Annotated in this window: 12 protein-coding genes; 6 read left to right on the forward strand and 6 right to left on the reverse strand. The window is 71.0% G+C overall.

The features are described 5' to 3' along the window. Positions 1 to 13 precede the first annotated feature (13 nt). Positions 14 to 1,018, reverse strand: a complete 1,005-nt coding sequence (gene pheA, locus AC4D2C_RS02215; RefSeq protein WP_490912058.1) for a prephenate dehydratase — start codon at positions 1,016 to 1,018, stop codon at positions 14 to 16. Positions 1,019 to 1,038: 20 nt separating this feature from the next. Further along, the gene (locus AC4D2C_RS02220; RefSeq protein ID WP_490912059.1) at positions 1,039 to 1,365 is read right to left on the reverse strand and encodes a rhodanese-like domain-containing protein; all 327 of its coding nucleotides are present in this window, start codon (positions 1,363 to 1,365) and stop codon (positions 1,039 to 1,041) included. Positions 1,366 to 1,525: 160 nt separating this feature from the next. On the opposite strand from AC4D2C_RS02220, the gene AC4D2C_RS02225 reads away from it, so the two are divergent. The 3 genes from AC4D2C_RS02225 (at position 1,526) to AC4D2C_RS02235 (ending at position 6,102) form a co-directional block, all read left to right on the forward strand. After that, the gene (locus AC4D2C_RS02225; protein WP_490912061.1) at positions 1,526 to 2,965 is read left to right on the forward strand and encodes an amidase; all 1,440 of its coding nucleotides are present in this window, start codon (positions 1,526 to 1,528) and stop codon (positions 2,963 to 2,965) included. Next, on the forward strand, positions 2,966 to 4,429 hold the full coding sequence (locus AC4D2C_RS02230; RefSeq protein ID WP_490912063.1) for a peptide MFS transporter: 1,464 nt from the start codon (positions 2,966 to 2,968) through the stop codon (positions 4,427 to 4,429). A gap of 149 nt (positions 4,430 to 4,578) precedes the next feature. Beyond that, positions 4,579 to 6,102, forward strand: coding sequence for a long-chain-fatty-acid--CoA ligase (locus AC4D2C_RS02235; protein WP_490912064.1), 1,524 nt, complete (start codon positions 4,579 to 4,581; stop codon positions 6,100 to 6,102). Here the strand turns inward: AC4D2C_RS02235 and AC4D2C_RS02240 are convergent. Together AC4D2C_RS02240 and AC4D2C_RS02245 are read right to left on the reverse strand one after the other, a co-directional pair. Then, entirely contained in the window at positions 6,099 to 7,295 is a 1,197-nt protein-coding gene (locus AC4D2C_RS02240; RefSeq protein ID WP_490912066.1) for a glycerate kinase, read from the reverse strand. The genes AC4D2C_RS02235 and AC4D2C_RS02240 overlap by 4 nt on opposite strands. Positions 7,296 to 7,357: 62 nt before the next feature. Beyond that, positions 7,358 to 7,540 carry a hypothetical protein gene (locus AC4D2C_RS02245; RefSeq protein ID WP_490912068.1) on the reverse strand — a complete coding sequence of 61 codons (183 nt, stop codon included), beginning with the start codon at positions 7,538 to 7,540 and terminating at the stop codon, positions 7,358 to 7,360. A 119-nt stretch (positions 7,541 to 7,659) separates the two neighbouring features. On the opposite strand from AC4D2C_RS02245, the gene pgm reads away from it, so the two are divergent. Beyond that, positions 7,660 to 9,291, forward strand: coding sequence for a phosphoglucomutase (alpha-D-glucose-1,6-bisphosphate-dependent) (pgm, locus tag AC4D2C_RS02250; protein ID WP_490912070.1), 1,632 nt, complete (start codon positions 7,660 to 7,662; stop codon positions 9,289 to 9,291). Positions 9,292 to 9,295: 4 nt separating this feature from the next. On the opposite strand, the gene AC4D2C_RS02255 is transcribed toward pgm, so the two are convergent. Together AC4D2C_RS02255 and AC4D2C_RS02260 are read right to left on the reverse strand one after the other, a co-directional pair. Next, entirely contained in the window at positions 9,296 to 10,663 is a 1,368-nt protein-coding gene (locus AC4D2C_RS02255) for an aldehyde dehydrogenase family protein (RefSeq protein WP_490912072.1), read from the reverse strand. Continuing rightward, entirely contained in the window at positions 10,660 to 11,514 is an 855-nt protein-coding gene (locus tag AC4D2C_RS02260; protein ID WP_490912073.1) for an SDR family NAD(P)-dependent oxidoreductase, read from the reverse strand. Before AC4D2C_RS02260 ends, AC4D2C_RS02255 begins: the two co-directional genes overlap by 4 nt. A gap of 101 nt (positions 11,515 to 11,615) precedes the next feature. Between AC4D2C_RS02260 and AC4D2C_RS02265 the strand changes: the two genes are divergently transcribed. Both AC4D2C_RS02265 and AC4D2C_RS02270 read left to right on the forward strand, forming a co-directional pair. Next, positions 11,616 to 12,944, forward strand: coding sequence for a uracil-xanthine permease family protein (locus AC4D2C_RS02265; protein ID WP_490912075.1), 1,329 nt, complete (start codon positions 11,616 to 11,618; stop codon positions 12,942 to 12,944). Positions 12,945 to 12,993: 49 nt separating this feature from the next. Continuing rightward, on the forward strand, positions 12,994 to 13,992 hold the full coding sequence (locus tag AC4D2C_RS02270; protein ID WP_490912077.1) for a hypothetical protein: 999 nt from the start codon (positions 12,994 to 12,996) through the stop codon (positions 13,990 to 13,992). Positions 13,993 to 14,083: the final 91 nt, after the last annotated feature.

A 14,083-nucleotide genomic window follows, 5' to 3' on the forward strand; every position in this document is an offset into this window, starting at 1 on the left:
TTCGATAGTAAGCCTACTGTGCTTCGGCTCCCGGCGGTGCGGCGTCCGGCGCGGGGCGGAGGATGGTGGCGAGCCAGATGTCCGCGGCACCGAAGGCGCCGTCGGAGGTATGACGTTCGACGGCGGGCGAGCGGCGGTCCGCACGCGGGTACGACCCGAGGAACCGGAGCCCTGGGCTGATGCGGTGCAGCCCCTTGAGGGCGTCGGCGATGCGGGCATCCTCCACATGGCCGTCGGCGTCCACGCTGAAGAAGTAGTCGCCGAGGAACTGGCCCGTGGGCCGCGACTCGATACGGCTGAGGTTGACGCCCCGCGCTGCGAACTGGTCCAGGATCTGCATCAGGGCGCCGGGGCGGTCCTCGGGCAGGGGGATCACGAGGGTGGTCTTGTCCGAGCCGGTGCGCGGCGGAAGCGCATCCGGCCGGCCGACGAGGATGAACCGTGTGACGGCGTCGGTGACGTCCCCGATGTCCGCCGCGAGGACCGCGAGGCCGAGGCGTTCGGCCACGAGCGGGGAGCAGATTGCCGCGTCGTACCCGCCGGGGCCCGGCGAATCGCCCGGGGCTGCTCCACCGCCGGGTCCGCCGACGAGGCCGTAGGCGGCAGCGGCGGTCGAGGACGCAGGGAAGTATTCCGCTCCCGGTACATGCGTGTCGACCCAGGTGCGGCACTGCGCCCAGGCGTGGCCGTGGGTGGCGATCCGGCGGACCGCGCCCAGGGTGGCCCCGGGCCGGGCCGCGAGCACGAACGTGATGGGCACGAGTTCCTCGCGGAGGATCCGCAGCGGATCGCCCACGGCGATGGCGTCGAGCGTGGCGCTCACGCCACCCTCCACCGAGTTCTCGATCGGCACCATCGCGGCATCGACCGTTCCCGTCCGGACGGCGTCGAGGGCCGCGCCCACGGTCGACGCCGGGACACGGCGGGCCGATCCGGCGCCCGGCACCTGCAGCAGGGCGGCTTCCGTGAAGGTGCCCTCCGGGCCCAGGTAGGCGTAGGAGGAGGCATCGGGGAACACGTCGGGACTGGACGGGCCGGTCACAGGACCGTGGGCTCGCTCCCCGTCTCGGACACCATGGGCTTGCCGGCCTCGAGCCACGCGCCCATCCCGCCGCTGACGTTGATGGCGGTGTAGCCGTTGCCCTCGAGCCAGTCCGCCGCGCGCCGGGAGCGCCCCCCGACGCGGCAGATGACGTGCAGGTCCTCGTCGGGGTCCAGTTCGTCGAGCCGGGCTGGCAACTGATCGAGGGGGATGTGCAGGGCCCCGTCCACATGACCCGCCTCCCACTCGTAGTCCTCACGCACATCGAGGATCCGGGCGTCGCCGGGTACGGCGGTCACCGGTACGTTCTGGGGTTCGCTCATGCACCTACCCTTTCACGGCCGGACGCGGCACCGCCATCACCACGCCCGTCCGGCCGGGTGACCGACGCTCCTATAGTTGTCCTTGTTGTCTCGTCAGGGTTGTCTCGTCAGGGCCTTCGGGCGGGACGGCCCGCGACGGCCCGCTGCCGACTGGAGCCCCATGAGCGAACTGCACGACCTCTCCGCACTCACCCTCCGGGACGCCCTGGCGCGCGGGGCCGTCAGCGCCCGCGAGGCCACGGAGCACTTCCTCCGTCGGATCGACGCCCTGAACCCGGAGCTCGGGGCCTTCGTCACCGTCACGCACGACGACGCCCTCCGGGCCGCCGACCACGCGGACGGCCTGCGCAGCTCCGGCGCTGCGCTCGGACCGCTGCACGGCGTGCCTCTGGCGCACAAGGACCTCACGGATGTGGCCGGTGTGCGGACGACGCTCGGCACCGTCGCGCTCGAGCACGCCGTCGCCGAGAAGGACGCACCCCTGGCGGCGGTGCTCCGACGCGCCGGAGCCATCAGCCTCGGCAAGACGCAGGTCCCCGAGTTCGGGCTGAGCTGCTACAGCGAGAACCTCGTGGCACCGCCGGCCCGTAACCCCCTGGACCACCGCCTCAGCCCGGCCGGATCCTCCGGCGGAAGTGCGGCGGCGGTGGCCGCGGGGATGATCCCGTTCGCGCCCGGCACCGACGGCGGCGGGTCCATCCGGATCCCGGCGGCCGCGACCGGGCTGGTGGGACTCAAGCCGAACCGCGGCCGCGTGCCCTCGGGCTCGGGGCAGGCGGATCTCGGGCAGTTCGTCGTCGCCGGTCCCCTGGCCCGGTCCGCCGTGGACGCCGGGCTGCTCCTCGACGCCCTGGTGCGGGAGCCGAACTACCGGCCCACGAGTGCCGCGTCCCGCTACCCGGGGTCCTTCACGGAGGCCGCGCTGCGCGCCGAGGGCCGCTTCCGGATCGGCGTGAGCACCGCCTCGCCCTTCTCCGCCGCGATGGACATCACCCTGGACGCCGCCGCGACGGACGCGTTCCACGCCGGGATCCAGCTGCTGCAGCAGGCCGGGCACGACGTCGTCGCGGCGGACCTGACCTACGACCACCGGTACCACGACGCCTTCCAGCTCGTCTGGACCGCCGGACTGGCCGCGGCGCCCATCCCGGACGACCGCGAGGACCGGCTGACGGACATCACGCGCGTGCTGCGCCGTCGTGCCCTGGGCCGGTCCGCCGCGGACCTCGTCGGCGCCGTCGAGGTGCTGCGGCGGTTCGAGCAGGACAGCATCGAGCAGTATTCCCGCTACGACATGGTCCTGACCCCGGCCGTGGCCATGACGCCCCGCCCCATCGGCTGGTACACCGACGCCGACGGCGACACCGACTACCGCCGGCAGTGCCAGTACTCGCCCTACACGTCGATGGTCAACGTGTGCGGCCTGCCGGCCGTGACCGTCCCCACGCTGCGCCTGCCCGACGGCCTCCCGATGAGCGTGCAGCTCATCGGACGCCCCGGGGAGGAGGCGCAGCTACTCGCCGTGACCGCACAGATCGAGGCCCTCCGGCACGGCGCTGCCGAATTTACACCCCCTGTGCCCGGTGGCACCATGGAGTGAGTGAGTACAACCAAGCAGACCCCCGCCACGGGCGGGAAAACGTTCTTCGGTCACCCGCGGATGCTGGCGAACCTCTTCAGCGTGGAACTGTGGGAGCGGTTCTCGTTCTACGGCATGCAGGCGCTGCTGCTGTACTACATGACCTACTCCCTGGCCGAGGGCGGCCTCGCGTTCGACCAGATCACGGCGGCCGGGCTCGTCGGAGCCTACGGCGGCGGCGTGTACCTCTCGACCATTGTCGGCGCCTGGCTCGCGGACCGCGTCCTCGGGTCCGAGCGTGTGCTGTTCTACTCGGCGATCATCATCATGTGCGGGCACATCGCCCTGGCCCTGCTCCCCGGCGTGGTAGGCCTCGCGATCGGTCTCGTCCTCGTGGGCGTCGGCTCCGGCGGACTGAAGGCCAACGCCTCCTCGCTCGTCGGCACCCTGTACGCTCCCGGTGACGACCGCCGCGACGCCGGTTTCTCCATCTTCTACATGGGGATCAACATCGGTGCCCTCGTGGGTCCGCTGCTCACCAACCTCGCCTGGGACATCTACGGCTTCCACGTGGGCTTCGGCCTGGCTGCGATCGGCATGGCCGCCGGGCTCATCCAGTACGCGGCCACCCGCAAGAACCTGCCGGCCGCCGCGCACGAGATCGAGAACCCCCTCCCCCGCGCCTCCTACCCGCGCTGGGCCATCATCGCCGTCGTCGCCGTCGTGATCATCGGCGCGGCCCTGGCCACCGGTCTTCTCAACGCCGGGAACCTGGCCGACGTCATGGCCTACACCGCCATCGCGGCGACCATCGCCTACTTCGCGGTGATCCTCACGAGCAGCAGGGTCACGGCCGTCGAGCGGCGCCGCGTCTACTCCTTTATGCCCCTGTTCGTCGCCAGCGCCGCGTTCTGGTCCCTGTTCCAGCAGCAGTTCACCGTCGTCGCGCTGTACTCCGAGAGCCGGCTGGACCGGGACATCCTCGGCTGGGAGATGCCCCCGGGCATGGTGCAGTCCATCAACCCGATCTTCATCATCCTCTTCGCCGGCGTCTTCGCGGCCCTCTGGACGCGCCTCGGCAGCCGTCAGCCGTCGTCGCCCGTGAAGTTCTCCTTCGGGCTGATCATGATGGGTCTCGCGTTCCTCGCGTTCATCCCCTTCGCCGGTGGCGGACCCAACAGCACGCCGCTGATCGGCCTGGCAGCGATCCTGCTGCTCTTCACCTGGGCCGAGCTCTTCATCTCGCCGATCGGTCTGTCCGTGACCACCAAGCTGGCACCGGAGGCCTTCCGCACCCAGATGCTGGCCCTGTTCTTCCTGTCCATCTCACTCGGCACGACGGTGTCCGGGCTCCTCGCGGGCTTCTACTCCGAGCAGAACGAGGTGCCGTACTTCGCGTTCAGCGGCGTCACCGCGATCGTCCTCGGCGGCGCGCTCCTCGCGGGTGCCCCGGCCATCCGGAAGGGCATGAGCGGCGTCCGGTAGCGCCGGCCCACCTGTCATGCCGCGGGGCCCGTCCGGTACCACCGGGCGGGTCCTGTTGCGTGCACGCCCCTGATCCAACAGACTTCTACCCACCGGTAACATCTGTACCGGACGCTGCTGCAGCCGTACCGGAGATCGAAGGAGATCGCGTGTCGAACCTCGCCAACAACCTCATGTCCACGGCGACGAGGAGCCCCTCGGCCGTGGCCATCAAGCTCGACGACGTCGAGCTCACCTTCGGGGCGCTCGAGGTACTCAGCCAGAAGGTCGCGACACTCCTCGCCGAACAGGGCGTGCAGCGGGGCGACCGGGTGGCCCTGATCATGCCGAACATCCCCCAGATGGCCTTCGTCTACTACGGCGTGCTCCGGGCCGGTGCGGTCGTGGTGCCCCTGAATCCGCTGCTCAAGGGACGCGAGGTGGCATACCACCTGACCGACTCGGGTGCGCGGCTCGTCTTCGCCTGGGAGGGCGTCCTCGCCGAGGCGCAGGCAGGGGCCGAGGAGTCCGGCGCCGCGACCGGCGACACCGTGACCGTCATCGCCGTCGACAGCACCACGTTCATGCAGCGCGTGTCCGGCGCCGAGCCCACGCCCGGCGTCGTCGAACTGGACGGCGAGGACACCGCTGTCGTGCTGTACACCTCCGGCACCACCGGCCGGCCCAAGGGCGCCACGCTCTCGCACGCCAACCTGTCCCGCAACACGGAGATCTCCCGGGACCTGATGGGCACCGCGGAGGGTGAGGTGCTCTTCGGCGGCCTGCCGTTCTTCCACATCTTCGGGCAGACCTGTGCGCTCAACGCGGCCGTCCTCACCGGCGCCACCGTCACACTGCTGCCGCGCTTCGAGCCCGGCAAGGCACTGGAGATCATCGCCCGCGATCGCGTCACGATCTTCGAGGGCGTCCCCACGATGTACATCGCGATGCTCCGCCACGGATCCGTGACGGAGACGGATCTGTCCTCCGTCCGCGTCGCCGTCTCCGGCGGCTCGGCACTGCCGGTCGAGGTACTGCACGAGTTCGAGCGGGTCTTCGGCGCGGACCTCCTGGAGGGGTACGGGCTGTCGGAGACCTCCCCGATCGTCAGCTTCAATCGGGTGGGTCACCTGCGCAAGCCCGGCTCCATCGGCACGCCGGTCGACGGCGTCGAGGTGCGGATGCTGGACCCGGAGGGCACCGAGGTCCCGCAGGGCGAGGTCGGAGAGCTCGCCGTCCGGGGGCACTGCGTCATGAAGGGGTACTGGCAGAACGAGGACGCGACGACCGCCGCGATCCCCGACGGCTGGTTCCGCACGGGCGATCTGGCCCGGATCGACGAGGACGGCCTCATCTTCATCGTCGACCGCAAGAAGGACGTGATCCTCCGCGGCGGCTACAACGTCTACCCCCGCGAGGTCGAGGAGGTGCTCTACGAGCACCCGGCGGTGGCCGAGGCCGCCGTGATCGGCGTGCCGGACGACCTGCACGGCGAGGAGATCGTGGCGGTCATCGGCATCAAGGCCGAGCACGCACCGGCCGACGACGCCGCCCGTGAGGCGCTCGGCGCCGAGATCGTCGGCTTCGCCAGGGAACGCGTCGCCGCCTACAAGTACCCGCGCCGCGTGGTGCTCGTCGACGCCCTGCCCAAGGGTCCCACCGGGAAGATCCTCAAGCGCGAGATCACGGTCTAGCCCAGACGGCCCGCACCGAAGACGCCGTAGACCTGCGCGGCGGCCTCCTCCATCAGCGTTCCCGCCCCCCGCATGAGCTCCTCGAGCGCTGCGGGGCCGGCCGCGAGGGAGAACGCCGCCGCCAGACCTGCGTCCTGCACCTCCGCCGCCGTGAGCTGCACGCGTCCGGCGACCGCGACGACGGCGCACCCCTCGGGCGCGGCACCGACCACGGCCTGCACCACCTTGCCGCCGAGCGACTGCGCGTCGAGGGACCCCTCCCCTGTGAGCACGAGGTCCGCGCCGACGAGGGCGCCGGCAAGCCCGACGGCGTCCGCGACGAGCGCGGACCCCGGCACGATCTCCGCGGCGAGGAACGGGACGAGCACCGCCGGCAGTCCGCCCGCGGCGCCCGCACCGGGCACCCCGAGCATCGACGTGCCCGTCGCGTCCTCCACGATCCGCGCGAGGTGCGCCAGACCGGCATCCAGCACGACGACGTCGTCCGGCGCCGCGCCCTTCTGCGGACCGAAGACGGCGGCGGCGCCGCGCGGCCCGCACAACGGGTTGTCGACGTCGACCGCGATGCGCCAGCGCACGCTGCGGGCGCGGGGGTGCAGGGCGCCCGTGTCGATGGACGCCAGGGCTGTGAGGGCGCCTCCACCCGGCGGCAGGGGTTCGCCGTCGGCGTCGAGGAAGCGGGCGCCCAGCGCGGAGAGCAGGCCGGTCCCGCCGTCGGTGGTGGCGGATCCGCCGACGCACAGGAGGATCTCCTCCGCGCCGTCGTCGAGGAGGCGGGCGGCGATCTCGCCGACGCCGTAGCTGGTGGCGGTGAGGGCATCGAGGGGACGGTCGGTCACGAGGGGCAGGCCGTTGGCCTCCGCAGCCTCGAGAACGCCCCGGACCGGGAGGCCGGACGCGGTGTCCGGCGCGGAGATGCCGTAGCGGGCGGTCCGCGCCCGGCCTGCGGCGTCATGGCATGCCGTGGTCCGCGGTGCCACCGACCAGGCCGCGAGAAGCGCGTCCAGCGTCCCCTCCCCACCGTCCGCGAGCGGGGCCAGGACGACGTCGGGGGCGGGATGGCCGAGGCGCGCTGCAGCGGCCGTCACGCCCGCGGACATGGCGAGGGCAGCCTCCGCTGCGGGGAGGCTGCCCTTGAAGGAATCCGGTGCGAGGACGATCCGGAGCGGGCGGAGGGGCGTGGGCGTGGTCACGCCCTCACCCTAGCCGTTGACCGCCAAGAGCCGCTGTGCCCGCGGGAGCCCGCCGGGTCCTGTCAGTCGCCCGATCCGCCGTCTTTCGATCCGCCGTCGTTGTCCACCTCGAAGTCGGGAGCGATCTCGTCCTCCGTGCCGGGTCCGCCGTAGCCGCCGGCGTCCTGCTCCTCGAGCTTGCCGGCGTCCTGCGAGCCCTGCTCCTCGGGGTCGCCGGTGGGGGTGTCGCTGGGATTCTCGCTCATGGTGGTGCCTTCCCGTGATCCGTCTGCCCCTGGCTGGGTGCTGATACTCAGCTTACTGATGACCGGGGGGCGGGCAACCGGCTGGTGTAATCATGGGCGTTCTTTGGCATGCTGGGGCCATGGCTAACCGAGCGGGCACCGTAGCCCTCCCCAGCGACCTCGTCGACGTGACCAAACTGCTCGACGCGTACTTCGACGTCGAACCCGACCTGGGCGACCCCGCGCAGCGTGTGGCCTTCGGGACCTCCGGGCACCGCGGGTCGTCGCTCAAGTCCTCCTTCAACGAGGGACACATCGCGGCGATCACGCAGGCGATCGTGGAGTACCGCGCCGGGCAGGGCATCACCGGCCCGCTGTTCATGGGCAAGGACACGCACGCCCTCTCCGAGCCGGCGCAGAACACGGCCCTCGAGGTGCTGGCGGCCAACAGCGTCAGCGTCCTGATCGACGCGCGCGGCGCCTACACCCCCACTCCAGCCGTCTCGCACGCCATCCTCACCTACAACGCGACGCGCACGGACCGGGCCGACGGCATCGTCATCACCCCCTCGCACAATCCGCCGGGCGACGGCGGCTTCAAGTACAACCCCCCGCACGGCGGACCCGCCGATTCGGATGCCACGAACTGGATCGCGAACCGCGCCAACGAACTCCTCGAGGGCGGCCTGCGCGAGGTCCGGCGCCTGCCGATCGCGCAGGCCCGCACAGCGGCCGGCATCAGCAGCTACGACTTCCTGCAGCACTACGTCGACGACCTCCCGTCCGTGCTGAACCTCGACGCCATCCGGGCCGCGGGCGTGCACATCGGCGCCGACCCCATGGGCGGCGCCTCGGTGGACTACTGGGGTGCCATCGGCGAGCGCCACAACCTGAACCTCACGGTGGTGAACCCGACCGTCGACCCGCAGTGGGCCTTCATGACGCTCGACTGGGACGAGAAGATCCGCATGGACTGCTCGTCCCCGTCCGCCATGGCGTCGCTGATCGGACGGGCCACGGAGTTCGACATCGCGACGGGCAACGACGCCGACGCGGACCGCCACGGCATCGTCACCCCCGACGCCGGCCTGATGAACCCGAACCACTATCTCGCCGTCGCCATCCAGTACCTCTACGCGAACCGTCCGAACTGGCGGGCGGACGCCGTGATCGGCAAGACCCTCGTGTCGTCGTCGATCATCGACCGGGTCGCCTCGGACCTCGGCCGCGTGCTGCAGGAGGTCCCCGTGGGCTTCAAGTGGTTCGTGCCCGGCCTGCTCAGCGGTGAGCTCGCCTTCGGCGGCGAGGAGTCCGCCGGAGCCTCCTTCCTGCGCCTCGACGGCACGCCCTGGAGCACCGACAAGGACGGCCTCCTCCTGGCGCTGCTGGCCTCCGAGATCACCGCCGTGACCGGGCGGACGCCGTCGCAGCACTACGCCGGCCTGACGGAGCGCTTCGGCGCCCCGGTCTACGCCCGGATCGACGCCGCGGCCACACGCGAGCAGAAGGCGGCGCTGGGCAGGCTCTCGCCCTCGGACGTCACCGCGACGACCCTCGCGGGCGAGGAGATCACCGCGCGGCTGACGGAGGCCCCCGGCAACGGCGCGCCCGTGGGAGGGCTCAAGGTCACCACCGAGAACGCCTGGTTCGCGGCGCGTCCCTCGGGCACCGAGGACGTCTACAAGATCTACGCGGAATCGTTCCGCGGCGAGGAGCACCTGAAGCAGGTGCAGGCCGAGGCGAAGGCCCTCGTGGACGGCGTCATCAGCTGACCCTTCAGAGGAGCCTGCGCAGCAGCCTCCTCTTGAAAGGCCCGAAGGGCGGATACGCGAGACGCAGCGTGTCCAGCCCCGAGGGCTTGGAGAACACGGGCTGCAGGTGGCTGAACGTCGTGAAGGACTGGCGGCCGTGGTAGCTGCCGGTACCGCTCGCGCCCACGCCACCGAACGGCAGCCCGGGGACCGCGAGCTGGATCGTGCAGACGTTGTGCGCCAGCCCGCCCGCCTGGACACCGTCCGTGAAGGCACGCAGGTCCTCGTCACGGTCGCTGAACAGGTAGGCGGCCAGGGGGTGCGGCCGCGCGCCGATGAAGCCGATCGCCTCGGCCAGGTCCCGCACCTCGAGGATGGGCAGCAGCGGGCCGAAGATCTCCTCCTGCATGAGCGCGGACGCGGGATCCACGTCGCGCAGGACGGTCGGTTCGAGGTAGCGCTCGGCGCGCTCGTGCCGCCCTCCGGACACGACGGTGCCGTCGGACAGGAGCCCCACGAGGCGGTCGAAGTGGTGTTCGTTGATGATGCGCCCGTAGTCGGCGGAGACCCTCGGGTCGCTGCCGTAGAACTCGCGGACGGCGTCCTCGAGCGCGTCCGCCAGGACGGGAGCGGCTTCCGGTGTCGTCAGGACGTAGTCGGGGGCCACGCAGGTCTGGGCCGCGTTCATGAACTTGCCGTAGGCGATCCGTCGCGCGGCGACCCGCAGGTCCCCGCCCACGACGACAGCGGGCGACTTCCCGCCGAGCTCCAGCGTCACGGGCGTGAGGTGCTCGGCGGCCGCCTTCATCACGATCTTCCCCACGCGTTCCCCGCCGGTGTAGAAGACGTGGTCGAACGGCTGCGCCAGCAGGTCCGTGCTCGTCTCGGGGCCGCCTTCGACGACGGCCACCGCCTCGGCGTCGAGGTACTGCGGGACGAGGCGGGCGAGCACCCGGGAGGTCGAGGCGGCCAGTTCGCTGGGCTTCAGGACGGCCGTGTTGCCGGCCGCGAGCGCCCCCACGAGCGGGGCCAGTACGAGCTGCATCGGGTAGTTCCAGGGGCCGATGATGAGCACGACCCCGAGCGGTCGCGCCTGGGTCCACGCGCGTGCCGGCCGCAGCCCGCCCGGCACCGGGATCCTCTCCGGGGCCATCCATCGTTCGAGGTGCTTCAGGGCGAAGTCCAGTTCGGCGCGCACGACCGCGATCTCCGAGAGGAATGCCTCCGTGCGGCTCTTGCCGAGGTCCTCCTCCAGGGCGGACGTCAGGTCCTCCTCACGTTCGACGAGGAGGCGGCGGAGAGCTTCGAGCTGACCGCGCCGCCAGCCCGCGGGTCGGGTGGCGCCGGTACGGAAGTACCGACGTCGGCTGTCCAGGAGTGCTGTGGCGTTCATCGCCCGTCCTTCGTCTCGGAGGTGGCGCCGCCCTGGCGCCCGGTGAAATGGTCCATGGAACTGTAGACCCCGAAGATGCGTCCGGCGACGACGTCCCACACGGGTTGCGGCAGCAGGGCGCGGAGCGTGCCGGCGAGCTGCACGGTCCAGGGAAGCTGGACCCGCGCCCGCCCCCGGAGCATGCCGCGCCACGCCCGGTCCACCACGTACTCCGGCTCCATGAGCGGTGTCATCAGGGGCCCGCGGGCACCCTCGAACATGCCGGTGCTGATGTAGCTGGGAATCAGGGTGGTCACGGCGATCGGCTGCTTCGCGGTCTTCAATTCGAGGCGCAGGGAGTCGCTCCAGCCGATCACGGCCCACTTGGACGCCGCGTACACGCTCATCCTCGGGACGGACAGGGTGCCCGACGCCGACGCCACGTTGAGGATCCGGGCGTTGGCACCCCGCTCCATCATGGCCGGGAGGAAGGCGCGCGTGACGTGCATCGGGCCGCCCGTGTTGATGCGCAGGGTGAGGTCGATGTCGGCGTCGTGGTCGTGCTCCCAGAAGTACTTGCCGCGCACGATCCCCGCGTTGTTCACCAGCACGTCCGGCACGCCGACCTCGTCCAGGACAGCGCCTGCAGCGGACCGGACGGACTCCACCGATGCGAGGTCCACCACGTAGCTGTGGAGCGCGCTCGCCTCCGAGGCGAGGCTTGTGACCACCTCCTCGAGGGCATGCCCGTCCACGTCCCACAGCACGACGGCGGCGGCACCCTCCCGGACGGCGCGCTCGGCGTACAGCCGGCCCATGCCCCTTCCCGCGCCCGTGACCAGTACGGTGCGCCCTCGGACCGTGAATACCATCTCCTGCCCTTCTCCTCGAGAACCAGCAACGTAACATGCCCGTCATGCGTGGCCGATAGGATCTCGGGAAGCCCCTCGCACCCCCTTCGGAAGGCATGTCCATGAGCGCACGAGGTATGAGCTGGACCCTCCACGGGGACGGCAGGAACGTCCGCCCGGGGCGCTTCGTCGCTCCGGAGGAACGCCTCAGCTGGCCGAGGACCATCGGCATCGGTGCCCAGCACGTCGTCGCGATGTTCGGGGCGACCTTCCTCGTCCCGCTCATCACCGGCTTCCCGCCGTCGACCACCCTGCTGTTCTCGGGGATCGGGACCATCCTGTTCCTCGTGATCACGGCGGGGAAGGTGCCGAGCTACCTCGGTTCGAGCTTCGCCTTCATCGCGCCCATCGCCGCGGCGCAGGGCCAGTACGGACCGGCGGGCGCCCTCGGCGGCATCGTCATGGCCGGGGCGGCCCTCGCGGTCATCGGGCTGATCGTCCACACCGCGGGCGCCCGGTGGATCCAGGTCGCCATGCCGCCGATCGTCACGGGCTCCATCGTGGCCCTGATCGGCCTGAACCTGGCACCGACCGCGAAGGCGAGCTTCGAGCAGGCACCGCTCACCGCTCTCGTCACCGTGATCGCGATCCTGCTCGTCACCGTGCTGTTCAAGGGCATCCTCGGGCGGCTCTCGATCCTCGTCGGCGTCCTCGCCGGCTACGCCGTGGCGATGATCCGCGGCGAGGTGGACTTCGCCGCGATCGGCGATGCCGCGTGGATCGGCCTCCCGGAGTTCTCCACCCCCGAGTTCCACCTCTCCGTCGTCGGCCTCTTCGTCCCCGTGGTCCTCGTGCTCGTCGCGGAGAACATCGGCCACGTGAAGTCCGTGGCGGCGATGACCGATCGGGACCTCGACCCCCTGACCGGGCGCGCACTCATGGCGGACGGGCTCGCCACCATGATCGCCGGCGCCGGAGGCGGGTCCGGCACCACCACGTACGCCGAGAACATCGGCGTCATGGCGGCCTCCCGCGTCTACTCGACAGCCGCCTACTGGGTGGCGGGGATCGTCGCCATCCTGCTGAGCCTCTTCCCGAAGTTCGGGGCGCTCATCGCCACCGTCCCCGCCGGGGTGCTCGGCGGCGCGGGCGTGGTGCTGTACGGCATGATCGGCATCCTCGGTGTCCGCATCTGGGTACAGAACCAGGTGAACTTCTCCAACCCCATCAACCTGTCGACGGCAGGAGTGGCGCTGGTCATCGGGATCGCCGACTTCACCTGGGTCATCGGGGACCTGACCTTCGCGGGGATCGCCCTCGGCACCGCTGCGGCGCTCCTCATCTTCCACGGCATGACGGGGATCGCCCGGGCACGAGGCAGCGAACACGTGGCCGGTCCGCAGGAACTGGAGTCGAGCGACCACGGGAGCAGGCCCTCCAAGCTCGGCTGACCCGATGTAACAATGATCACATGCGTCACGTCCCCACGCCCTGCGCTCGATGAACGACTCCCTCGAGATCTGGGCCTCCCCCGAGTGGCGGTACGGGGCGGAGCAGTGGATCGACGCCGCGCTGGAGGCCTTCGGGGTGCGGCGGCTCGGTCCGGCCGAGCAGCCGCGCATCCGCTTCTGGTCCACCCAGCTGACCGTCCCCACGGATCACGGGATGCTGTGGTTCAAGGAGAACAACCTGGGCCAGTTGCCGGAGGCCTCCGTCATGTCCCTCCTCGGCGAGCTGGTGCCGGACCACGTGGCGGCGCCCCTGGCGATCGAACCGTCCCGGGGATGGATGCTCACCGCAGACCACGGAGCCACGCTGGACAGCCTGGAATCGGACGATCCCGCCGTCTGGGCGCGCATCACGAGCGACTTCGCCGATCTCCAGCAGCTCGTCGCCCCGTACGGCGAGCGGCTCGCCGAGGCCGGGCTGGTCCGCATGAACCCGGAGGTGGCCGCCAACTTCGTCGAGAACCAGCTCCTGCTCCACACAGGCCTGCCGGCCGGGCACCCGCTGTACCTGTCCGCGGAGGAGGCGGACGACGTCGTACGCGGACTCCCCGCCATCCACCGCGCGGTCGAGGTGCTCCGCGGCGTGGGCGTGCCCCTCTCCCTGGACCACAACGACCTGCACGCCCGGAACTGCTTCCTCCCGGGGGCGGGCAACGAGCCGCTGCGGTTCTTCGACTTCGCGGACGCGTACTGGGCGCACCCGTTCAGTGCCCTGCTGGTGCCCATCGAGCAGATGCGGGCGCAGTGGGGCACGACGGCGGACGATCCGCGGATCCAGGCCGTCGTCAGCGCCTACCTCGAGCGGTGGACCGACCACGCCTCCCTGCCGGACCTGCGAGCCGCCGTCGAGCCCGCCCTGAAACTGGCCCGGGTGCATCGGTACGGCTCCTGGCTGCGCCTGCTGGTGTACGCGGACGACGCGTCGATGCGCGCCTACGCACCGGCGGCGCTCGACCACCTGCGGACGCTTTCGGATCCTGTCCTCCGATAAACGGCGATCCCCTTGACGGCTCCTCCTGCGCATGCGAGTGTTCTACAACGATGTAGACAACGATGTAAACGGGCGGTGCGAGGTCCTCGCG

The sequence above is a fragment of the Arthrobacter sp. TJ-240 genome (assembly GCF_058269195.1).